Here is a 20,414-nt window from a genome sequence, read left to right on the forward strand (position 1 = left end):
GGCCGCGTGCATGTGATCTCGCCCGACGTGGCGCAGCTGCACACCGGCCACGGCAACGTCATGCCGCAATCGCTGCACGGCGGCCCCGGCCGCGCCGGCGGCGGCGAGGAACTGGGTGGCCTGCGCGCCCTGCACTTCTATCACCGGCGCAGCGCCATCCAGGCCAGTACCGCGGTGCTCGACGCGCTCGCCTGACCGCTCAAGCCAACCCGCTTCACCGCGCCGCCACGCCCGCATGGCGGCGCGCGGCACACCGTACACCAGCAACGGGGAGACACCCATGACCGCCACGCCCGCAGAGACACCCGTCCGGCCACCCGGCACGTCCTTCAACTTTGCCGAACACCTGCTCGGCTGCAATGCCGGGCGCGCCGGCAAAGTGGCCTATATCGATGACGACGGCCAGCTCACCTACGGCGAACTGGCGCAGCAGGTGCGGCGCCTGGCCGCGGCGCTGCTCGGCGCCGGCATCCGCCGCGAAGAGCGCGTGCTGCTGCTGATGCACGACTGCACCGACTGGCCGGTCTGCTTCCTGGGCGCGATGTACGCCGGCATCGTCCCGGTAGCCGTCAACACGCTGCTGACCGCCGACGACTATAGCTACATGCTGCAGCACAGCCGCGCGCAGGCGGTACTGGTGTCGGCCGCGCTGCTGCCCGTGCTGCAGGAGGCGCTGGCCCGTCCGGGGCATGAGGTCGGGCAAGTGTTCGTGTCCCGTGCGCAAGAGCCGCTGCCCGATGGCATGGCGGCGCTGGATGCCCTCCTTGCCGCGCAAGCGCCGTTGCAGGCGCCTGCCGCCACCAGTTGCGACGACCCCGGCTTCTGGCTCTACTCGTCCGGCTCGACCGGCCAGCCCAAGGGCGTGGTGCACAGCCACGGCAACCCGTACTGGACCGCGGCGCTCTATGCAGGCCCGGTGCTCGGCCTGCAGGAGCAGGACGTCTGCTTCTCAGCGGCCAAGCTGTATTTCGCCTACGGGCTGGGCAACGGCCTCAGCTTCCCGCTCAGCGTCGGCGCCACCGTGGTGCTGATGGCCGAGCGGCCCACGCCCGAGGCCACCTTCCGCCGCTGGCTGCAGCACCGGCCAACGGTGTTCTTCGGCGCGCCGACAGGCTACGCCGGCATGCTCGCCTCGCCGGCGCTGCCGCAGCGCGCCGAGGTCGCGCTGCGGCTGTGCTCGTCCGCCGGCGAGGCCCTGCCCGCCGATATCGGCCAGCGCTTCACCGCGCATTTCGGCTGCGAGATCATCGACGGCATCGGCTCCACCGAGATGCTGCATATCTTTCTGTCCAACCGTCCCGGCCAGGTGCGCTACGGCACCACTGGCTGGCCGGTACCTGGCTACGCCATCGAACTGCGCGACGAAGAAGGCCGCCCGGTGCCCGACGGCGAGATCGGCGACCTCTATATCCAGGGCCCCAGCGCCGCGCTGATGTACTGGGCCAACCGCGAGAAGTCGCGCGAGACCTTCCGCGGCGGCTGGACCAAGAGCGGCGACAAGTACGTGCACAACCCGGATGGCAGCTACAGCTACGCCGGGCGCAGCGACGACATGCTCAAGGTCAGCGGCATCTACGTATCGCCGTTCGAGGTCGAGGCCACGCTGGTGCAGCACCCTGCAGTGCTGGAGGCCGCGATGATCGGCGTACCCGACCATGAAGGACTGATCAAGACCAAGGCCTTCGTGGTGCTGAAGGCGGGGGCGCAGCTGGGCGACGGCGAACTGAAGGCCTTCGTCAAGGAGCGGCTGGCGGCCTACAAGTACCCGCGCGCGATCGAGTTCGTCGATGCGCTGCCCAAGACCGCCACCGGCAAGATCCAGCGTTTCATGCTGCGCGAACGCGAACTGAAGGCCGCCGCAGAGCGCGCCGTCGCGGTGGCGTGAGCGGCAACGCCGCCCGCCCCGTCATACCACCATACCGGAGACAAATCATGCGTCATATCGATGTCCACAAGCTGGCCGACGAGGCCCGCTTCAACCGCTTCCATGCGCTCATCCTGTTCTGGTGCGCGCTGATCATCATCTTCGATGGCTATGACCTGGCCGTGGCGGGCATCGCCCTGCCGTCGATCATGAAAGAGATGGGCGTGACCGCCACCAGCGCCGGCTTCATGGTCAGCTCGGCGCTGTTCGGCATGATGTTCGGCGCGATCTTCCTCGGCACCGTGGCCGACCGCATCGGCCGCAGGCGCGCCATCGCCATCTGCATCGTGCTGTTCAGTGTCTTCACCGCGGCGGCAGGCTTTACCAGCGACCCGGTGACGTTCAGCGTCACGCGCTTCCTGGCGGGCCTGGGCATCGGCGGCGTGATGCCCAACGTGGTGGCGCAGATGACCGAGTACTCGCCGCGCAAGCTGCGCGGCACGCTGGTGACGCTGATGTTCAGCGGCTATTCGGTGGGCGGCATGCTGGCCGCGCTGCTGGGCAAGGGGCTGATCGAAAGCTATGGCTGGCAGTCGGTTTTCCTCGCCGCCGGCCTGCCGGTGCTGCTGGTCCCGCTGGTGCTGCGCTCGCTGCCGGAGTCGATGCCCTACCTGCTCCGCACCGGCCAGACCGACGCTCTGCAATCCGTGGTATCGCGCCTGGTGCCGTCGCATCGCGCGCAAGCCGGCGACGTCTTTACGCTGGCTGCGGACGACAAGGCCGGCAGCGCGCCGATCCGCCGCCTGTTCCAGGACGGCCGCGGCTTCAGCACGGTGATGTTCTGGGTGGCGTTCTTCATGTGCCTGTTCATGGTGTACGCGCTCAGCTCATGGCTGACCAAGCTGATGGCCGGCGCAGGCTACAGCCTGGGCTCGGCGCTGACCTTCGTGCTGGTGCTGAACTTCGGCGCGATGCTCGGCGCGATCGGTGGCGGCTGGCTAGCCGACCGGCTGGCGGGCAAACATGTGNGTGCTGATCGGCATGTACTCGCTGGCGGCAGTGTCGATCACGCTGCTGGGCTACCCGATGCCCAGCGCAGCGCTGTTCGTCGTGGTGGGCCTGGCAGGTGCTTCCACCATCGGCACGCAGATCGTCACCTATGCCTATGCGGGCCAGTTCTATCCGATGGCGGTGCGCGGCACCGGCATCGGCTGGGCGTCCGGCGTGGGACGCAGCGGCGCCATCCTGGCACCGATCGTGATCGGCGTGCTGGTGGGGATGTCGTTGCCGTTGCAGCAGAACTTCATGGCGATGGCAATCCCGGCGGTGATTGCGGTGGGGGCGGTGTCGATGATCAACCACCGGAGGTCGGCGTCGGCGCAGGCGGAAGTCGCCGCGGCGCCGGTGCGGGCGGCTGTGAAGGAAGCCTGAGAGGAGTAAACCGCCACTTGTTTGCTCCCTCTCCCGCTTGCGGGAGAGGGGAGCAAACCAGCGGCTTGCTGAAGGACGTAGCTTACTTGCTGCCCTTCACCGTCGTGTACGCCGTAATCAAATTCCGGTAATCCGGAATATGGTTCGAGAACAGCGTACCCAGACCCTCGATGTCGTTGCGCCAGTCGCGATGCAGTTCGCAAGCCACGCCGAACCACGTCATCAACTGCGCGCCAGCGTCAGACATCCGTTGCCAGGCCGAATCGCGCGTGATTTCGTTGAAGGTGCCCGAGGCATCGGTCACGACAAAGACTTCGAAACCCTCTTCGATCGCCGACAACGCCGGGAAGGCCACGCACACCTCGGTGACCACGCCGGCGATCAGCAACTGCTTCTTGCCGGTGGCACGCACCGCCGCAACGAAGTCCTCGTTATCCCAGGCGTTGATCTGGCCCGGGCGTGGAATGAACGGTGCGTCGGGGAACATGGCCTTGAGTTCAGGCACCAGCGGTCCGTTTGGGCCATCCTCGAAGCTGGTGGTCAGGACGGTCGGCAGCTTGAAATACTTGGCCAGGTCGGCCAGTGCCAGCACGTTGTTCTTGAACTTGTCGGGCTCGATGTCCCGCACCAGCGACAGCAGTCCGGCCTGGTGATCGACCATCAGGACGGCGGCCTGGCTCTTGTCAAGACGCTTGTAGGGCTTGCTCATGGTGTGCTCCTGTCAACAAAGAAAGGTACGCACGCGTGGTTTCTGCCATGCGTGCGTACCCCTGGGTATGCCGTGCGTTGCCGGCAAGGCGTCAGCGCTTGGAGTCCAGCACCTCGTGGTTCTTCTCCACGTCCTGCGCCTTGAGATAGCTTTCAATCAGCAGGCGGTAGGCCGGGAAGATCTGCGTGTAGACCTCGGCCCATTGCTGCGCGTCCGGGCGGTTCCAGCTCTGCTGCAGCTCGGAGGCCACGGCGGCGGTATCCATCGGCACCACGCCGGCCTGGACGATGCGCGCCAGGGTGATCTCCTGCGCCATCTTGGAATACGTGCCCGAGGCATCCACCACCGCGAACACCTTGTAGCCGTCGGCCACCGCGCTGATCGACGGGAATGCCATGCACACGCTGGTGATGGTGCCGGCGATGATCAGGGTCTTCTTGCCGGTCTCACGCACCGCGGCGACAAAGTCGGGGTTGTCCCAGGCGTTGATCTCGCCCTTGCGCGCAACGTATTTGGCATGGGGGGCGTTTTCATGGATTTCCGGAATCAACGGGCCGTTCGGGCCTTGCGGCACGGATGCCGTGGTGATCACCGGCAGCTTGCACAGCGTCGCCATCTTGGCCAGCGCTGCCGCACGGGCTCGCAGCTCAGGCATCGGCATGTCGCCAACGGTCTGGAACAGGCCACTCTGGTGGTCGATCAGCAGCATGGCCGTATCAGCGGGATCCAGCACCGGACGCTTGCCGTTGAAATTCGCGGGTGTGGTCATTTGGCTTTCTCCTATGCGGTTGGTGAAACCGGCGGCTCGGGGCAATCCCAAGCCGACCGTGTGGCCAAAGCATAGGTCTTGGCAGATCGCACCGGTAGGACGGAAAATCTGCCCTCAGCGTCCTACTGGCAGGACGACAGGAGCCGCCCGCTTGCATCCCGACCTGAATGACCTGTATTACTTCGCGCAGGTAGTCGACCACCAGGGCTTCGCGCCCGCCGGGCGCGTGCTCGGCATACCCAAGTCCAAGCTGAGCCGGCGCGTGGCCATGCTGGAAGAACGCCTGGGCGTGCGCCTGATCCAGCGCTCGACGCGGCGCTTCTCCGTGACAGAACTCGGGCAGACGTACTACGCCCACTGCAAGGCCATGCTGGTGGAGGCCGAAGCGGCCGAAAGCGCCATCGAGCAGACCCGCGCCGAACCCAGCGGCCTGGTGCGCATGACCTGCCCGGTGGCGCTGCTGCACGCGCGCGTGGGAGACATGATTGCGGATTTCATGGCGGCCAACCCCAAGGTCATCGTGCACCTGGAAGCCACCAACCGGCGCGTGGACGTGGTGGCGGAGGGGATCGACCTGGCCATCCGCGTGCGCGTGCCGCCACTGGAAGACAGCGACCTGGTGATGCGCGTGCTGGCCGAGCGCGCCTGGTGCTTCGTGGCCAGCCCGGCGCTGCTGGCCGGCCATGGGCCGCTGCTGGCGCCCGCGGACCTCAACGCGCTGCCAACGCTGGACCTGGGTCCGCCGCGCCCCTCGCACACCTGGTCGCTGTACGGCCCCGATGGCGCCAGCGCCGACCTGCACCACAAGCCCCGGCTGGTCACCGACGACATGATCATGCTGCGCGCCGCGGCCGTAGCCGGTGCCGGCATCGTGCAGCTGCCGGTCATGATGATGACCGACGAGCTGCGCGATGGCCGGCTGGTGAAGGTCCTGCCAGACTGGTCGGTCAGGGGCGGCGTGATCCACGCGGTGTTCCCGTCACGGCGCGGGCTGCTGCCTTCGGTGCGTGAACTGATCGACTTCCTGTCGCAGCGCTTCGCGCAGATCAGCGAACGCTAAGTACCACAAGGCGGCCGCACCAGGGGCACTGCCCGTCACGCGGGCAGGATTGACCCGGAAGTGGTATCATTGGACATTCTATGCACGGATCGGCAACGCCCGACATCCGTGCGCCAGCCGCAAGACAATCTCACAAAAGCATTCAGCGGCGGCATATCGGGCGTACACCCGATGCGTCTTTGGGCCGAACGGCCCACCACCCTTATCCGACCGGCGGCATGTCCGCTCCGCAACGATCGCCCCTGTACCCGGCGCATCGGCTTGCGCAGGCATGGTCCACTTCACGCCAGATTCAACGCCCGTGCTGCCGCGCGGGTCCGACGCTGGCACACAGCAACGGCGAACGGCCGCCACCGCGCGACGCTCAGCATCGGCAACCCGATGCACCGCGCCACCTGCGGCCGCGCCCATGAACAGGCATCACATTGAATCGAATCAACCCTACCCCTTACACCGTTTCCGTCTATCCCATCCAGCAGGAACCCGGCCTCTGGTTCGCGACCTACATGATTGCGGAATACCGCAATGGCGCCGAACGCATCGTCGCCAACGTGGCAATGCGCCACGACACGCACCGCTCTGAGGCCCGCGCGAGGCAGTCCGCCCGCCGTGCCGGCGAGCGCGCCCCCGCGCGCCCGCGCCCGCNGCGCGCCGCAGCGCGCCTGCGCCAGCAGTAAGCCAGGCATCGCAAGCCCCATCCCATCGGCCAGTTGGTGTCCAGTTGGCCGTCACAACAGCTCGCGCACAAGCGGCGCGGCTACAGCAAGGAGCCTCCTTGGCAAAAGAAGAACTGGTCGAATTTGGCGGCAAGGTGTCGGAAGTCCTGCCCGACAACCGTTTCCGCGTGATCCTGGAAAACGGCTTCGAAGTCTGGGCGTATTCGTCCGGGCGGCTGAAGAAGAACCGCATCCGCGTGCTGGCGGGCGACCGCGTCACGCTGGAGATGTCGCCCTATGACCTCACCAAGGGACGCATCAACTACCGGCACAAGTCGTAAGGCCAGCGTCCCCTCGCCATGGCATGCGCCGCCGGCGCGTGCCGTCCCACTAACGATTCATCCCTCAATCAAGGAGAACCGATCATGTCCGTCATCGAAGAATGGGAAGCCGTGCACCTGACGCCCGAAGGCTGGCAGGCAGGCAGTTACCGGCATGCACCGTGGCAGGCGGTTGAAGTCGCACCGCCCGCGTCCGGCGTGCTGACCGTCAGGCGCCACGTGACGGCCACCTATTGCGGGCCGTCGCGCGCGGTGGAAGACCGTACTCCCGAGATCGCCGACATGGCGCTGATCGAGGCGCTGCTGGAGCGCCACGGCGACCCGGTATTCCAGATCTGACCTGATCTGGCTTGATGATCGCGTGCGGCCTCAGCCAAGCACGCGCACATGCGGGCGGGCCGTCCTGAGCCCCGCGCCGACCGGCCTCAGCTCGCCGTCCCATGGCGAGGCGTCGAGGTCCAGCACCGAATCGCCCTCGCGCGCCTTGTCGTGCAGCTGGTCGCGCACCACCTGGCCGATGGCCAGGCGGCACAGCGCCTCGCCGCTGGCGGCAAGCTGGCCCTGCAGGGCCCCTGGCTCGGCCAGCACGCCGAACGACCGCCGCCCCACACCCACGAAGCTGGTGAACAGCACCCCGGTGGGACGCTCCGCATCGATAAAGCAGACCGCAACGTGATAGGTGATGCCTTTGCCCTCGCCGGGCAACGTGCACAGAAAACCAGATGATCCCGAACGCATGTCCATGAACGGACTCCTTGCAGTCTGACGGATAGCGCCGCGCCTGTTTCCCCGCTCCGCAAACGGCCTGTATCAGGCCGCTGCGGAACCGGATACCTAGATCGACGTCACGGATTCGCCCGCGACCAAGCCATTGATGATGTCTTCGCCGAACTGCAGCGCACCGCGGCGCGCCGAGCCGATGTTCTCCCAGCGCGACTCGCTCATGGGGTACACGCGCGCATGGTCGCTGCCAGGGCGATAGCCCTCGCGGCAAATCACGATCGACGCGAGGAAGCTGTTGTCGGGCTTGATGCGCGGCCAGGCCTGCTCAGGCCGATGGCGATAAACCAGGGGATACAGATCGAAACCCTTGTAGCTGGCAAAGGGCGTACTGCCGGGAACAGTGTTGCCGGGACTGCGGCTGGGACTGCTGTCGCTCACGACATCTCCATGCGGCATCGTGCCGCGCTGATGGGAAGGATTGCTGAACTCATGCTGGATCACGCGCACTGCGTGGGCCATGGCCCTGCGCGGGCGTCAGCGGCGCAAATGCACCACGGCGCCAGGGCCCGTCGTCGGACCTTCAGGATGCCATCGGCGCGCCGGCCGTTGTTACCGATACCCCCGGCACCGAGCCATTGATGATGGCCTCGGCATAGCGCAACGCACCGCGTCGCGCGCCGCCGACGTTATCCCACGGTGCGGCGTCCAGGCGGAACGTGCGCGCCTGCATGCCTTCGGGCGACTCGCCTTCCAGGCAGATCACCACGGCAGCATCGAAAGAACGGTCGGGCCGCGGCTCGGGCCACACGCGCTCGGCGGCGTGCTTGTACACAAGGGGATAGAGGTCGTAGCCCTTGTAAGTTGCAGCCGGATAGATATCCATGGCAGCCTCCGCCGTTTGGTGATCCTGCCCCCACTCTACGCTTGTTGCCGCGCCAGCAGTGGCTTTATTTCACGGTTGCGGGGAATTGCGGCAACGGAAATAAAAAAGCTCCGCGTTGGCGGAGCTTTTTTCATTGGACTGGCGCCTCGGCGCTCAGCTCAACTCAGGTCGGTGCGATTCAGATCGGCTCGATCTTGGTCGCGGCCGGGCCCTTTTGGCCAACGCCAGCGACGTAACGCACCTTCTGGCCTTCTTGCAGCGACTTGAAGCCGTTGCCCTGGATTTCGGAGAAGTGCGCGAACAGGTCGTTGCCGCCTGCATCAGGCGTAATGAAGCCAAAACCCTTCGAATCGTTGAACCACTTGACGGTACCGGTTTCCATGTTGGATTCCTCAATAAGTTTTTTCTCACCGGCAAAAGCGCCGGCAAGGCATGACGATCAAGGAAGACACAAGGAGAAAAAGTGGCGCCGTGTGGGCAAGCACCTGGACTTCTAGGTTGCTGCTTGAAAGATCCTGCACTCATCCTTATACAGGCCCCACCCAGGCATGTCAATGAACTTCACCGGATCGGGCCCCAAATCACATGGAAAGTGCGGGTTCAGGGTCTCGCCGGGTGAAACCCCGTACGCGCCACATGTACCGTCCACTTCCGGCCCTGAAGGCGCCGGCATGCTACAGTGGCCGATCGAACGGAACAGACACGGATGACACTCTGCACTGCCTGCCAGGCCATTGAACGCCACGTGCGCGGCGCCCCCGGGCACGCGGCACTGCGCATCACCGATACCCGCCGCATCAAGCCCGCCGGCTCCGCTGCCATCACCATCAGCAGCTTCGTCTGCCAGGACTGCGGCGCGCTCTGGACCTACCGGGACCAGAAGAGCGGCCCGGAACAGGGGTGGGACATCCATATGGAAGCGCAGCAGCCATAACGCCTTCCGCGGCACAAAGAAAAACCCCGGGCCAGGGCCCGGGGTTGCGACACCTGCCGGCCCGCCAGGCGGGCCATTCCGGTCAGGCCGTCACGGTCGACAGCGCGGCGTTCAGCGTCTGGCTCGGGCGCATTGCGGCGCTGAGCTTGTCGGCTTCCGGCATGTAATAGCCGCCGATATCCACCGGCTGGCCCTGCACGGCGCCCAGTTCGCCAACGATCTTCTGCTCGTTGTCGGTGAGCGTCTTGGCCAGCGGCGCAAACTTGGTGGCCAGTTCCGCGTCGTCCGACTGGACGGCGAGTTCCTGCGCCCAGTACATCGCCAGGTAGAACTGGCTGCCGCGGTTGTCCAGCTGGCCGGTCTTGGGCGACGGGCTCTTGTTGTTGTCCAGCAGCTTGCCGGTGGCCGCATCCAGCGTCTTGGCCAGGATCTTGGCCTTGGCATTGCCGGTCTTGATGCCAACGTCTTCCAGCGACACCGCCAGCGCCAGGAACTCGCCCAGCGAATCCCAGCGCAGGTGGTTCTCTTCCACCAGCTGCTTGACGTGCTTCGGAGCCGAACCGCCGGCGCCGGTCTCATACATGCCGCCGCCCGCCATCAGCGGCACGATCGACAGCATCTTGGCGCTGGTGCCCAGTTCCATGATCGGGAACAGGTCGGTCAGGTAGTCGCGCAGGATGTTGCCGGTCACCGAGATGGTGTCCAGGCCGCGGATCACGCGCTCGAGCGTGTAGCGCATGGCGCGCACCTGCGACATGATCTGGATGTCCAGGCCGGTGGTGTCGTAGCCCTTCAGGTAGGCCTCGACCTTCTTGATCAGCTCGGCCTCGTGCGGACGGTACGGGTCCAGCCAGAACACCGCCGGCATGCCCGAGTTGCGCGCGCGCGTGACGGCCAGCTTGACCCAGTCGCGGATCGGCGCGTCCTTGACCTGGCACATGCGCCAGATGTCGCCCTGCTCGACGTCCTGCGTCAGCAGCACTTCACCGGTGGCCAGGTCGACGATGTTGGCGACGCCGTCTTCGGCGATCTCGAAGGTCTTGTCGTGCGAGCCGTATTCTTCGGCCTTCTGCGCCATCAGGCCGACGTTGGGCACGGTGCCCATGGTGGTCGGGTCGAAGTTGCCGTTGGTCTTGCAGAAGTTGATGATCTCCTGGTAGATGCGGGCAAAGGTGCTTTCCGGGATCACGGCCTTGGTGTCCTTCGGACGGCCGTCGGCGCCCCACATCTTGCCGCCGATGCGGATCATGGCCGGCATCGAGGCATCGACGATCACGTCGTTCGGTGCGTGCAGGTTGGAGATGCCCTTGGCCGAATCCACCATCGCCAGTTCCGGGCGATGCTCGTGGCAGGCGTGCAGGTCGCGGATGATCTCTTCACGCTTGGAGCTGGGCAGCGCCTCGATCTTCTCGTACAGGTTGACCAGGCCGTTGTTGACGTTCACGCCCAGCTCATCGAACAGCGCGCCGTGCTTGGCGAAGGCTTCCTTGTAGAAGATCTTGACGGCGTGGCCGAACACGATCGGGTGCGACACCTTCATCATGGTCGCCTTCACGTGCAGCGACAGCATCACGCCAGTCTTGCGCGCGTCTTCGAACTGCTCTTCATAGAAGTCGCACAGCGCCTTCTTGCTCATGAACATGCTGTCGATGATCTCGCCATCCAGCAGCGAGACCTTGGGCTTGAGCACGATGGTCTTGCCGCTCTTGGTGACCAGTTCCATCTTGACGTCACGCGCCTTGTCCAGGGTCATGGACTTTTCGCCGTGGTAGAAGTCGCCATGCTTCATGTGCGCCACGTGCGTGCGCGAAGCCATGCTCCACTCGCCCATGCTGTGCGGGTGCTTGCGCGCGAAGTTCTTGACCGCTGCCGGTGCGCGGCGGTCGGAGTTGCCTTCGCGCAGGACCGGGTTCACGGCGCTGCCCAGGCACTTGGAGTAGCGCTTCTGGATCGCCTTTTCTTCGTCGGTCTTCGGGTCTTCCGGATAGTCCGGCACCTTGTAGCCCTTGCCCTGCAGTTCACGGACGGCGCTCACCAGCTGGTGCACCGAGGCGCTGATGTTGGGCAGCTTGATGATGTTGGTGTCCGGCAGCTGCGTCAGCTTGCCCAGTTCGGCCAGGTTATCCGGCACGCGCTGTGCTTCGGTCAGGAACTCGGGGAATTCGCCCAGGATGCGGCCCGCCACCGAGATGTCGCTGGTGGTCACGTTGATGCCGGCCGGCTTGGTGAAGGTCTGGATGATCGGGAGGAACGCACTGGTCGCCAGCAGCGGAGCTTCGTCGGTCAGCGTGTAGATGATGGTGGGTTGCTGGTTACTCATTGCTTCTCTCAGATCCTCGAACGGGTGGTGGGACATCCGCCTGCTGGGTCACAACCGGCGGCAAACTAGGCGAAAAATAGAATTTTGCCTCAGTTTGCTTTCAGGGGCCTGAAAACCCACTGCTTTTTGCGCGGCTATCGGCAGAAATCCCGGCGCCAGCCCCGCGTTTCGCCGCCTGCGCAGCACGACCGTTCGCGGATTGCACCGACACAGTGCCCGGATCGTAGTTACGCTGCAGCGCAGCATGACCAGTCGCATGCGCCCCTCGGATCACAGTTCTGTCAAACTTGGCGCCGACAATGCAGGGTTTTGTCCTCTTCAACGCCAAGGAAAACCACAATGTCTCGTCATTTGCTGCTGGCCCGGGCGGCCATCGCACTGGGCTGCCTGGGCGCGGCGCAGGCGTGGGCGCAGGCCCCTGCTGCCTACCCCGCCACGCTGGCAGGCCATGCGGTGCTGCCGGCCCAGACCCTGCTTGCCGTGCCGAAGGACGCGCCCGCTGACCTGCAGGTCAGCGGCAAGTTCACCACTGCGCAGCGCGTGGAGACGCCAGGCACGGTCGAAGGCAAGTCCAATGGCCGCCCCACCGGCGTGTCGCTGCCGTTCCGCGGCCAGCCGGCACAGGGGCATTCCGGCATCAAGCGCATGGACGACGGCAGTTTCTGGGTGCTGACCGACAACGGCGCCGGCGCCAAGGCCAACTCGCCGGACTTCATGCTGTACCTGAACCACTACAAGGTGGACTTCGGCAGCGGCCGCCTGCAGCGCCTGAAGACCATCTTCCTGCACGACCCGGACAAGAAGGTGCCTTTCCGCATCGTCCACGAGGGCACCAGGCAGCGCTACCTGACCGGTTCGGATTTCGATACGGAAAGCTTCCAGTTCGCCGGCGGCGCGCTGTGGATCGGCGACGAGTTCGGCCCGTTCCTGATCAAGGCGGACATGGACGGCAAGGTGCTGGCCGTGTTCGACACCAAGGTCGACGGCAAGGTAGTGCGCTCGCCCGACCATCCCGCCATCACCGCGCCCGGCGCACCGGACGGCAGCGTGAAGTTCCAGGTGCGGCGCTCCAAGGGCTTCGAGGGCATGGCGTCCTCGCCCGACGGCAGCAAGCTGTATGCGCTGCTGGAAGGCGCGCTGTGGGACGAGGCCGCCAAGGGCTACGAGAACGAAGGCGGCAAGCCCTACCTGCGCGTGCTGGAGTTTGATGTCAGGCAGCAGGCCTGGACCGGCCGCCACTGGAAGTACGTACTGGAAAGCGCCAGCCATGCCATCGGCGACTTCAACATGATCGACGCCACCACCGGCCTTGTCATCGAGCGCGACAACGGCGAAGGCACGCCGGACAAGGCCTGCCCGGCCGGGCAGAAGCGCCCGGACTGCTTTGACGACGTGGCAAAGTTCAAGCGCGTGTACAAGGTCGAGCTGAGCGATGGCAACGCCGGCGGGCCGCTGCGCAGGATCGGCTATATCGACCTGCTGCGCATTGCCGACCCGGGCAAGCTTGCGCGCAAGCCGTTGACGGATGGCGTGCTGGCGTTCCCGTTCTTCACCATCGAGAACGTCGACGTGGTCGACGCCACGCATATCGTGGTGGGCAACGACAACAACCTGCCCTTCAGCAGCAGCCGCGAGCCGAACCAGGCGGACGACAACGAGCTGGTGTTGCTGGAGGTGGGGGAGTTCCTGAAGGCGCGGTGAGCGTCCGCTGTGATGGAGGTGCTCCCCCCCCCCCCCCCCCGGGGGGGGGGGGNACAGGCTACGCTTACGCCGCCAGCCTGAACGTCGACACCGCCTCTTTCAGCCGCTGCGCCTGCTCCTCCAGCGAGCCCGCCGCGGCGGCGGCCTCTTCCACCAGCGCTGCGTTCTGCTGCGTCACGGTATCCATCTGCGTCACCGCCTGGTTGACCTGCTCGATCCCCGCGCTCTGCTCGGCCGAGGCCGCGCTGATCTCGCCCATGATGTCGGTCACGCGCTTGACCGCGGCAACGATCTCCACCATGGTCTGGCCGGCCTGCGTCACCTGCATGGACCCCTTCTCGACGCGATCGACCGAATCGCCGATCAGCGCCTTGATCTCCTTGGCGGCGGAAGCGCTGCGCTGCGCCAGCGTGCGCACCTCGCCCGCGACCACGGCGAAGCCGCGGCCCTGCTCGCCGGCACGCGCGGCTTCCACCGCGGCATTGAGCGCCAGGATATTGGTCTGGAAAGCGATGCCTTCAATCACGGCGATGATGTCGACCACCTTCCTCGACGCGCCGTTGATCTCTTCCATGGTCTCGGCAACCTTGCCCGCCGCGTCGCCGCCCTTCTCGGCGATGTCCGAGGCATTGACCGCCAACGTGCTGGCCTGGCGCGCATTGTCGGCGTTCTGGCGCACGATGCTGGTCAGCTCTTCCATGCTGGCCGCGGTCTGCTGCAGCGACGAGGCCTGTTCTTCCGTACGCTGCGACAGGTCGGTGTTGCCGGCCGCGATCTGGCTGGTGCCGGACACGATCGACTCCGTGCCCGCTCGCACCTGGCGCACGATGCGCAGGATATTGGCGTTCATGTCTGCCAGCGCCTGCAGCAGCTGTCCGGTTTCATCGCGGCTGTCGACGTCGATGCGGCTGGTCAGGTCGCCCGACGCCACCGTGCGCGCCACCGCCACGGCGCGATGCAGCGGCCGCGTGATGCCCGCCGTCAGCCATACCGAGAACGCAATGCCGACCGCCAGCACCACCACGCCCAGCCCGATCAGGCTGTTGCGGGCGTTGACGTAGATGCCGTTGATCTCGCGCGCGGTTGCGTCGATGCTGGCGCGCTGGATGTCGAGCAGCTTCTGGATCTCGCCCAGGTAGGCATCGCCGGCAGGAACGAATTCTTTCTCCAGCACCTGGTTGGCTTCTTCGGTCAGCCCCTCTTGCTTGAGTTTGGTGATCTTGTCGCGGCCGTTGTTGTACGGGTCACGCACGCTCAGGATCTTCTGGAATGCGGCCTTCTCCTCGGCCGAGCTGAGCATCGGCTGGAGCTTGTCGCGCAGCGCGGCGATGCCTTCGATCGACGCCTTGGTCTCGGCCGCGAAGAATGCCCCGAGCGACGGGTCGGCACTGCGCGCCACCGCCGTGGTGCGGCGCACGCTGGTGTGCATGAGGCGGTACCAGTCGCTGACCACCCGCTCCTTGGTCAGCGGCTGCTGCATCATTGCGTGCGTGCGCTCAGCCACCTGTTGCAGGCGCATCATGCCGAATACCGTCATGAGCGCAGAAAGCAGCAAAACCACCCCAAAGCCGATGCCGAGGCGGACCCCGATGCCTAGATTCTTCATGTCTTCTACCTGATTAGCACTGGTTACGGCGAAGTGCCGGTCCGCGCCTGGGACCGGCGCGGCGTTCTTCGCTCTCATCGTCCGCGGACGGGCCCGGTCGGGCCAACGCACTTGCGGGCTATGGATGCCAACGGCATGGGGTCCGGGAACTTTAGGGTCTTCCTCGATTGACGGCACAGAAGTGTGCGGATACCGGCTATAGTGGACAGGAACCCGGCCGAAGGGCACGATCCATCCCCGCAGCCGGCCACCCTGCCAGTCCTTCCAGAAGGAGACCCAGCATGGCCACGCCTCCCAATCCCTTTGCAGACTTCACCAAGATGATGGAACAGTTCCGCCTGCCGGGCGTGGACATGAGCGCGGTAATGGAAGCGCGCCGCAAGGACATCGAGGCCCTGACCGAGGCCAACAAGCTGGCCTATGAGGGTATCCAGGCCGTGGTGCAGAAGCAGCAGGAGATCTTCGCCCAGACCATGCAGCAGCTGCAAGCGGCCGCTCAGCAGTACAGCACCGCTGGCAATCCGGCCGAGGCCATGGCCAAGCACAGTGAATTCGTGCAGCAGCAGCTGCACCAGGCATTGGAGAACATGCGCGCGCTGGCCGAAACCGCGCAGAAGGCGCAGGCCGAAGCGCTTGCAGTGATCAGCAAGCGCGCCGAGCAGAATGTGAAGGAGGCTGGCGAGTTGCTCCAGCCGAAATCCAAAGGCTAGCGCAAACCACCGCTAGCGCTGCTCGGGCGGGACCGGGGCGATCGCCCCGGCAAAGCGGGCATGCGCCTCGAGGTCCACCGGCCGGTGCTTCACCTTGGTGCTGGCCGGGTCGTTGCCGAGGTAATTGCCGTTCTTCCAGTCGCGTGCCGGGCGCACCGGCCGCGGCACGAAGCCGCCCCCGCAGTTCGGGCAGGCATTGCAGAGCGTATCCACGCAGTCCGCGCAGAAGGTGCATTCGTACGAGCAGATGCGGGCTTCGGTCGATGCGGGTGGCAGGGGCTTGTTGCAATGCTCGCAGCCCGGTCTGAGGTCCAGCATATCGCTTGCTTCCTGTGTGGTGAACGATTGGGGATCGACGCTATCGTAGCCGCATTTCCTGTGACGGGGCTCGCCCGTTCCAGCGCGCCACCGCGGCCGGCCCCGGCCTGGCTATTGCGCCACCCGCGAGGCACCGGTATGGTGCCAGGCAAGCCATCTCCAGGCACCATACCCCCCGACATGCTGCGCAACACCCTGACCCGCCTGATGCCCGGTGCCGCCGAGCTGCTGCGCTACCACCGCAAGGATTTCGCGGTGGACCTGCAGGCGGGCGTGTCGGTGGCCGCGGTCAGCCTGCCCATCAGCGTGGCCTATGCCCAGCTGGCCGGCTTCAGCCCGGTGGTCGGCCTGTACAGCGTGGTCCTGCCGATGCTGGCCTATGCGTTGTTCGGCTCGTCGCGGCAGCTGATCGTCGGGCCCGACGCTGCCACCTGCGCGATGATCGCCGCCACGCTGTCGCCGCTGGCGCTGCCAGACAGCGAGGCCTACCGCGCGCTGTCGGTATCGCTGACGCTGCTGACCGGCGTTTTCTGCGTGCTCGCGGGCAAGTTCCGGCTGGGCTTTCTGGCCGACTTCCTGTCCGTGCCGATCCTTGCCGGCCTGCTCAACGGCGTGGCCATCAATATCGCCTTCAGCCAGATCGGCAAGGTCACCGGGCTGACGCTGGCGGGCCGCGACGTGATCGGCCAGGCGGGGTCGTTCCTCACGCAACTGGGCGCGATCCACTGGCCCACCGCCGCGCTGGGCGCGCTCACGCTTGCGGTCTACTTCGGCGCGCGAGCGTGGCAGCCGCGCGCCCCGGGCGCACTGTTCGCGCTGGCCTTCGCAACCTTCGTGAGCTGGATGCTGGGCCTGCAGGGTCTCGGCGTCCAGGCGGTGGGCCCAGTGCCGGCCGGTCTCCCGCGGCTGATCGCGCCGTCAATGCCCCACGAGCTGTTCGGCACGCTGGTGCCGGCCGCGGCCGCGCTGGCCCTGGTCTCGCTCAGCAGCGGCATGCTGACCAGCCGCAGCTTTGCCGCGCGCAATGGCTACACCATCGACGCCAATCAGGAATTCATCGGCATCGGCGCGGCCAGCATCGCCAGCGCGCTCAGCCAGGGCTTTGCCGTCAGCGGCTCGAGTTCGCGCACCGCCATCAACGAGGCGGCCGGCGGGCGCACCCGCATGGTGTCGGTGGTGGGCGCGGTGACGGTGCTGCTGGTGCTGCTGTTCCTGACCGACTTGCTGGCGGAGCTGCCTACGGCCGCGCTGGGCGCAATCCTGATCGCCTCGGCCTTCAGCCTGTTCGACTTCGGCGGCCTGATGGCGCTGCGCCGATACAGCCGCGTCGAGCACGGCATTGCGCTGGTGACGGTGGCAGGCGTAGTGCTACTGGGTGTGATGTCAGGCATCCTGCTGGCCGTAGCCATCGCGCTGCTGCGCTTCCTGGCGCAGATGGCCCGCCCCGGTGAGCAACAGCTGGGCCTGTGGCAAGGCCACGATGGCTTCTACGAACTGGCCCACTACCCCGAAGCCCGGCCCTTGCCGGGGCTGCTGATCTACCGCTTCGAATCGCCGCTGACATTCTTCAACGCCGATTTCCTGCGCCAGCGCATCGTGGCGCTGACCACGCTGCACGAGGTGCGCTGGGTCGTGATCGATGCCATCTCCATCGCGCACGTGGACCTGACCGGCGCGACCATGATGCGCGACCTGCAGGCGCAACTGTCCGCAAGCGGCACGCAGCTGGTCATCGCCGGACGCACCGCGCAGCTGACCGCCTGGCTGGAGCGCCGCGGCGTGCCGACGGCAAGCACCGGCATCCTCTTCTATCCGTCCAAGCAGGCCGCGCTGCAGGCTTACATGGCACTGGATCGCGACCGGCCAGCCCCGGCCACCAACGGCCAGGATCCGGGCCCTACCGCCGCAGACTCAGCACCATAACGCCAGCCCCCACCAGCGCGATGCCCAGCCATTCGCGCGGGGTGGGCCGCTTGCGGGCGTGCTGATCGCGAAGATTCCCGGCGCCCCGAAGACATCTCTCCGCACCAAACGGCCAGGACGGCATGACTTTGCAGAATCGGCCGTCTCCGCAAGCCCGCTGGCGTGGCTAACCTGCGGCATATCTACAGTAATGAGAACGATTTTCATCTCAGAGCTGCGCCGGACTTCGCAGAACTTGTTCCAGACGCCCCGACATGAAACGCAAGACCATTTCCTTTCTCGCGCTGACACTAGCCCAGGTTTGCGAAGCTACTGCGGCAGGCACGCCCTCAGTGCGCTCATGGAAGGCACTGCGCGATACCGGCGTGATCAAGCAGAAATTCGACTACTCCTGCGGCGCCGCTTCGCTGGCGACCTTGCTGCACCACTACTACGGCGATCCGGTAGACGAAGCCGCGGTCCTGCAGCAGATCGCCGCGACGGGCCCTGCCACCTTCAGCGCGCTGTCCGCGGCGGCGACCCACTTCGGCTATGAGGCGCGCGGCTATGCGCTGTCGCTGGAAGCGCTGCGGCAGCTCGCGCTCCCTGCGATCGTCTTTCTCTACGCAGGCAACGACAACCATTTCTCTGTCTTGCGCAGCATCGACGCGCATTCGGTGGAACTTGCCGACCCGTCGTACGGCAATCGCATCTACGCCATCCCCGATTTCCTGCGCCTGTGGACCACCCGGCCCAGCCGCGACTATCCCGGCCGTGCGCTGGTGGTGCTGCCGCGCAAGGCGGGGCAAGCCGGCAACGCGGCGTTCATGCGGCCAATTCCCGCGAAATTCGGCGGACTGCCGTTGAGGCCCATCCAGCCATGAAGTGCCGCCTGCGCAGAATGGTCGCGATGACCGCCACCGCCTTCGCCCCGTGTTCCGCGTCGGCGCAGATCGTGCCGACGCTGGAGGACTTGCTGACGGCACAGAACCGCTGGCGCGCAAACCTGGGGCTGTCGTACTTCAACCATGAAGCCAATGGCACCGCGGCCAGCGGGCCGATCTATATCCAGGTCGGGCAGAACATCATCCCGGTAGCGACGGGTGTCATCCCGAAAACGCGGAATGTGGATTCGCTGGTCGCCTATGCCGGGCTACGCTATGGCTATTCGGCCGATACGGAACTCTCGTTCTCCGGCACCGGTTCGCATACCAGCGAGCGCACCTTGTTCGAGGGCGTCGGCAACCGCTCGAGCACGAACACCAACTTCTCCAGCCTGTCGCTGGCCATCAGCCATCGCTTCCTTAAGGAACGAGGCAGTCCTGGGCTGGTGGCCTACCTGGAAACCGGTGCGGTGGAACACACCGGCGATGCCACCACCTACTTCAGCAGCTTCACCGCCGGCGGCACGCTCTATCGCACCATCGATCCGGTCATGCTCAGCCTGAACGCTGCCTATCGGCTGAACCTGCCGCGCCATGATGGCGCTTCGCCCACACCGGGCAACGTGCTGTTGCTGACGCCACAGGTCGGCTTTGCCGTCAACGAGACCGTGCGGCATCAAGTGGCAATTGCAGCAGGCCGAAGACGACCCGCAGGGCTTGCCCTCGCAACGCAGCACGCAAACCGCATTGGTCTTCGGGCTGGGTTACCGGGCCAGCGACCGGACCACCATTTCACTGAGCGGCAACGCCAATATCAGCGGCCGCGGCGGTGCACAGGTAACGCTCAGCACAGTAGTGAAGCTGGGCGCCATGCCCGAAAGGGAACGTTTTCAGTGAGTGTTGACCTTTGACTTCAAGGAGAGCTACCGATGCAAGCCGTACCAAGAGCTTCTGCCGCCATTGTCCTGGCGTGCCTGTGCTGCGGCGCGTGGGCCAAGGCGCCCGTGACATTCAGCGATATCGAGCGGATGAATAGCACACCAGGACTGCATATCAGCCAGTTGTCGAGCATGGAGATGGACACTATCGAAGGATCTCTTGCTCCAATAGTGGTCGCTGCAGGAGTGGCGGGGGCAGCCGTTGCCAGTGGCGCAAGATATTTTATGGGGGCGGACAACCCCAACGTCAGAGATTTCGCCTGGTACACCAGCTTGGGCTTTACCGGCGGGACATTGGCAGCCATTGCCGCAACGATGCCGCCTGTTGCAGCCAGCATCACTACGTTAGGAGGGGCCCTGTTGCCCTTGCTCCCGCCACCGCCGCGGGACTTCAACCCGGACGACTGCGCGGTCCGCGCGTGCTGACACCTTGATCCGACAGCCCGGGGATCGCCATCGCCGGGCAAGGCGAATATAACCATGGAATTAGGCGTCAGCAATTTCGACAAAGTAAAAGGCTTGTACAACTCGGTGGTCTTCTACATGCTCGTACCGAGATACCTGCTGTTTCCGCAGCTATTCAAGGAGCGGTACCTGACGGTTGCGATACATCTTCTGTGTTGCTTTGCAGGGAATGAGCCTGTCAGATTTCTTGTGTGTTGAGG

Annotated in this window: 21 protein-coding genes and 2 pseudogenes; 14 read left to right on the plus strand and 9 right to left on the minus strand. The window is 65.6% G+C overall.

What is annotated here, in order from left to right; genetic code table 11:
- From CF68_RS38690 to CF68_RS26775, 3 genes and pseudogenes are all read left to right on the plus strand, one after another.
- Positions 1–195 (plus strand): annotated as a pseudogene (locus CF68_RS38690) (3,4-dehydroadipyl-CoA semialdehyde dehydrogenase); the annotation flags it as partial.
- A gap of 85 nt (positions 196–280) precedes the next feature.
- Positions 281–1,885: a benzoate-CoA ligase family protein gene (locus tag CF68_RS26770; protein WP_035824831.1), complete on the plus strand. Its 1,605-nt coding sequence runs from the start codon at positions 281–283 to the stop codon at positions 1,883–1,885.
- A gap of 47 nt (positions 1,886–1,932) precedes the next feature.
- Positions 1,933–3,295, plus strand: a pseudogene (locus tag CF68_RS26775) (MFS transporter).
- 82 nt (positions 3,296–3,377) lie between these two features.
- On the opposite strand, the gene ycaC reads toward CF68_RS26775, so the two are convergent.
- A complete protein-coding gene (ycaC, locus tag CF68_RS26780) occupies positions 3,378–4,004 on the minus strand; it encodes an isochorismate family cysteine hydrolase YcaC (protein ID WP_010812838.1) in 627 nt (208 codons plus the stop codon).
- A gap of 91 nt (positions 4,005–4,095) precedes the next feature.
- Positions 4,096–4,773, minus strand: a complete 678-nt coding sequence (locus CF68_RS26785; protein WP_013953523.1) for an isochorismatase family protein — start codon at positions 4,771–4,773, stop codon at positions 4,096–4,098.
- A 151-nt stretch (positions 4,774–4,924) separates the two neighbouring features.
- On the opposite strand from CF68_RS26785, the gene CF68_RS26790 reads away from it, so the two are divergent.
- From CF68_RS26790 to CF68_RS26805, 4 genes are all read left to right on the plus strand, one after another.
- Positions 4,925–5,833: a LysR family transcriptional regulator gene (locus CF68_RS26790; protein WP_035824834.1), complete on the plus strand. Its 909-nt coding sequence runs from the start codon at positions 4,925–4,927 to the stop codon at positions 5,831–5,833.
- 425 nt (positions 5,834–6,258) lie between these two features.
- Positions 6,259–6,510: a hypothetical protein gene (locus CF68_RS26795; protein WP_035824836.1), complete on the plus strand. Its 252-nt coding sequence runs from the start codon at positions 6,259–6,261 to the stop codon at positions 6,508–6,510.
- A 98-nt stretch (positions 6,511–6,608) separates the two neighbouring features.
- Positions 6,609–6,830, plus strand: a complete 222-nt coding sequence (infA, locus tag CF68_RS26800) for a translation initiation factor IF-1 (protein WP_008646230.1) — start codon at positions 6,609–6,611, stop codon at positions 6,828–6,830.
- 84 nt (positions 6,831–6,914) lie between these two features.
- Positions 6,915–7,169 carry a hypothetical protein gene (locus CF68_RS26805; protein WP_013953525.1) on the plus strand — a complete coding sequence of 85 codons (255 nt, stop codon included), beginning with the start codon at positions 6,915–6,917 and terminating at the stop codon, positions 7,167–7,169.
- A 30-nt stretch (positions 7,170–7,199) separates the two neighbouring features.
- On the opposite strand, the gene CF68_RS26810 is transcribed toward CF68_RS26805, so the two are convergent.
- The 4 genes from CF68_RS26810 to CF68_RS26825 form a co-directional block, all read right to left on the minus strand.
- Entirely contained in the window at positions 7,200–7,574 is a 375-nt protein-coding gene (locus tag CF68_RS26810) for a hypothetical protein (RefSeq protein ID WP_035824838.1), read from the minus strand.
- A gap of 90 nt (positions 7,575–7,664) precedes the next feature.
- Positions 7,665–7,991, minus strand: coding sequence for a hypothetical protein (locus CF68_RS26815; RefSeq protein ID WP_035824861.1), 327 nt, complete (start codon positions 7,989–7,991; stop codon positions 7,665–7,667).
- A 142-nt stretch (positions 7,992–8,133) separates the two neighbouring features.
- A complete protein-coding gene (locus tag CF68_RS26820) occupies positions 8,134–8,436 on the minus strand; it encodes a hypothetical protein (protein WP_035824840.1) in 303 nt (100 codons plus the stop codon).
- 178 nt (positions 8,437–8,614) lie between these two features.
- Positions 8,615–8,818 (minus strand): cold-shock protein, encoded by a 204-nt coding sequence (locus CF68_RS26825; protein WP_010812830.1) that lies wholly within the window; start codon positions 8,816–8,818, stop codon positions 8,615–8,617.
- A 324-nt stretch (positions 8,819–9,142) separates the two neighbouring features.
- Here CF68_RS26825 and CF68_RS26830 point away from each other — a divergent pair, with 324 nt between their 5' ends.
- Entirely contained in the window at positions 9,143–9,370 is a 228-nt protein-coding gene (locus tag CF68_RS26830; protein ID WP_018308943.1) for a hypothetical protein, read from the plus strand.
- Between the two features lie 82 nt (positions 9,371–9,452).
- Here CF68_RS26830 and CF68_RS26835 read toward each other — a convergent pair whose 3' ends face one another.
- Positions 9,453–11,690 (minus strand): NADP-dependent isocitrate dehydrogenase, encoded by a 2,238-nt coding sequence (locus tag CF68_RS26835; protein WP_035824842.1) that lies wholly within the window; start codon positions 11,688–11,690, stop codon positions 9,453–9,455.
- A 339-nt stretch (positions 11,691–12,029) separates the two neighbouring features.
- On the opposite strand from CF68_RS26835, the gene CF68_RS26840 reads away from it, so the two are divergent.
- On the plus strand, positions 12,030–13,391 hold the full coding sequence (locus CF68_RS26840) for an esterase-like activity of phytase family protein (protein WP_035824844.1): 1,362 nt from the start codon (positions 12,030–12,032) through the stop codon (positions 13,389–13,391).
- 64 nt (positions 13,392–13,455) lie between these two features.
- Here the strand turns inward: CF68_RS26840 and CF68_RS26845 are convergent, their stop codons facing one another.
- Positions 13,456–14,997: a methyl-accepting chemotaxis protein gene (locus tag CF68_RS26845; RefSeq protein ID WP_035824847.1), complete on the minus strand. Its 1,542-nt coding sequence runs from the start codon at positions 14,995–14,997 to the stop codon at positions 13,456–13,458.
- A 281-nt stretch (positions 14,998–15,278) separates the two neighbouring features.
- Between CF68_RS26845 and CF68_RS26850 the strand changes: the two genes are divergently transcribed.
- Positions 15,279–15,707, plus strand: a complete 429-nt coding sequence (locus CF68_RS26850; RefSeq protein WP_035824849.1) for a phasin family protein — start codon at positions 15,279–15,281, stop codon at positions 15,705–15,707.
- A 12-nt stretch (positions 15,708–15,719) separates the two neighbouring features.
- Here CF68_RS26850 and CF68_RS26855 read toward each other — a convergent pair whose 3' ends face one another.
- Entirely contained in the window at positions 15,720–16,025 is a 306-nt protein-coding gene (locus CF68_RS26855) for a DUF1272 domain-containing protein (protein ID WP_035824851.1), read from the minus strand.
- A 180-nt stretch (positions 16,026–16,205) separates the two neighbouring features.
- On the opposite strand from CF68_RS26855, the gene CF68_RS26860 reads away from it, so the two are divergent.
- From CF68_RS26860 to CF68_RS26875, 4 genes are all read left to right on the plus strand, one after another.
- Positions 16,206–17,948 carry a SulP family inorganic anion transporter gene (locus CF68_RS26860; protein ID WP_051591691.1) on the plus strand — a complete coding sequence of 581 codons (1,743 nt, stop codon included), beginning with the start codon at positions 16,206–16,208 and terminating at the stop codon, positions 17,946–17,948.
- A gap of 254 nt (positions 17,949–18,202) precedes the next feature.
- A complete protein-coding gene (locus CF68_RS26865) occupies positions 18,203–18,811 on the plus strand; it encodes a C39 family peptidase (protein ID WP_084187452.1) in 609 nt (202 codons plus the stop codon).
- A gap of 26 nt (positions 18,812–18,837) precedes the next feature.
- Positions 18,838–19,722, plus strand: coding sequence for a hypothetical protein (locus CF68_RS26870; protein ID WP_152548555.1), 885 nt, complete (start codon positions 18,838–18,840; stop codon positions 19,720–19,722).
- 18 nt (positions 19,723–19,740) lie between these two features.
- Entirely contained in the window at positions 19,741–20,175 is a 435-nt protein-coding gene (locus CF68_RS26875) for a hypothetical protein (RefSeq protein WP_035824857.1), read from the plus strand.
- The last annotated feature ends 239 nt before the right edge of the window (positions 20,176–20,414 follow it).

It is taken from the genome of Cupriavidus sp. SK-4, from assembly GCF_000611125.1.
Classification (GTDB): Bacteria; Pseudomonadota; Gammaproteobacteria; order Burkholderiales; family Burkholderiaceae; genus Cupriavidus; species Cupriavidus necator.

Bases quoted from the DNA above. Each gene is read 5' to 3' on its own strand.
- CF68_RS26770 (WP_035824831.1), top strand. From the start codon at position 281: ATGACCGCCACGCCCGCAGAGACACCCGTCCGGCCACCCGGCACGTCC.
- ycaC (WP_010812838.1), bottom strand. From the start codon at position 4,004: ATGAGCAAGCCCTACAAGCGTCTTGACAAGAGCCAGGCCGCCGTCCTG.
- CF68_RS26785 (WP_013953523.1), bottom strand. From the start codon at position 4,773: ATGACCACACCCGCGAATTTCAACGGCAAGCGTCCGGTGCTGGATCCC.
- CF68_RS26805 (WP_013953525.1), top strand. From the start codon at position 6,915: ATGTCCGTCATCGAAGAATGGGAAGCCGTGCACCTGACGCCCGAAGGC.
- CF68_RS26810 (WP_035824838.1), bottom strand. From the start codon at position 7,574: ATGGACATGCGTTCGGGATCATCTGGTTTTCTGTGCACGTTGCCCGGC.
- CF68_RS26820 (WP_035824840.1), bottom strand. From the start codon at position 8,436: ATGGATATCTATCCGGCTGCAACTTACAAGGGCTACGACCTCTATCCC.
- CF68_RS26825 (WP_010812830.1), bottom strand. From the start codon at position 8,818: ATGGAAACCGGTACCGTCAAGTGGTTCAACGATTCGAAGGGTTTTGGC.
- CF68_RS26830 (WP_018308943.1), top strand. From the start codon at position 9,143: ATGACACTCTGCACTGCCTGCCAGGCCATTGAACGCCACGTGCGCGGC.
- CF68_RS26835 (WP_035824842.1), bottom strand. From the start codon at position 11,690: ATGAGTAACCAGCAACCCACCATCATCTACACGCTGACCGACGAAGCT.
- CF68_RS26840 (WP_035824844.1), top strand. From the start codon at position 12,030: ATGTCTCGTCATTTGCTGCTGGCCCGGGCGGCCATCGCACTGGGCTGC.
- CF68_RS26845 (WP_035824847.1), bottom strand. From the start codon at position 14,997: ATGAAGAATCTAGGCATCGGGGTCCGCCTCGGCATCGGCTTTGGGGTG.
- CF68_RS26850 (WP_035824849.1), top strand. From the start codon at position 15,279: ATGGCCACGCCTCCCAATCCCTTTGCAGACTTCACCAAGATGATGGAA.
- CF68_RS26855 (WP_035824851.1), bottom strand. From the start codon at position 16,025: ATGCTGGACCTCAGACCGGGCTGCGAGCATTGCAACAAGCCCCTGCCA.
- CF68_RS26860 (WP_051591691.1), top strand. From the start codon at position 16,206: ATGCTGCGCAACACCCTGACCCGCCTGATGCCCGGTGCCGCCGAGCTG.
- CF68_RS26865 (WP_084187452.1), top strand. From the start codon at position 18,203: ATGAAACGCAAGACCATTTCCTTTCTCGCGCTGACACTAGCCCAGGTT.
- CF68_RS26870 (WP_152548555.1), top strand. From the start codon at position 18,838: ATGACCGCCACCGCCTTCGCCCCGTGTTCCGCGTCGGCGCAGATCGTG.
- CF68_RS26875 (WP_035824857.1), top strand. From the start codon at position 19,741: ATGCAAGCCGTACCAAGAGCTTCTGCCGCCATTGTCCTGGCGTGCCTG.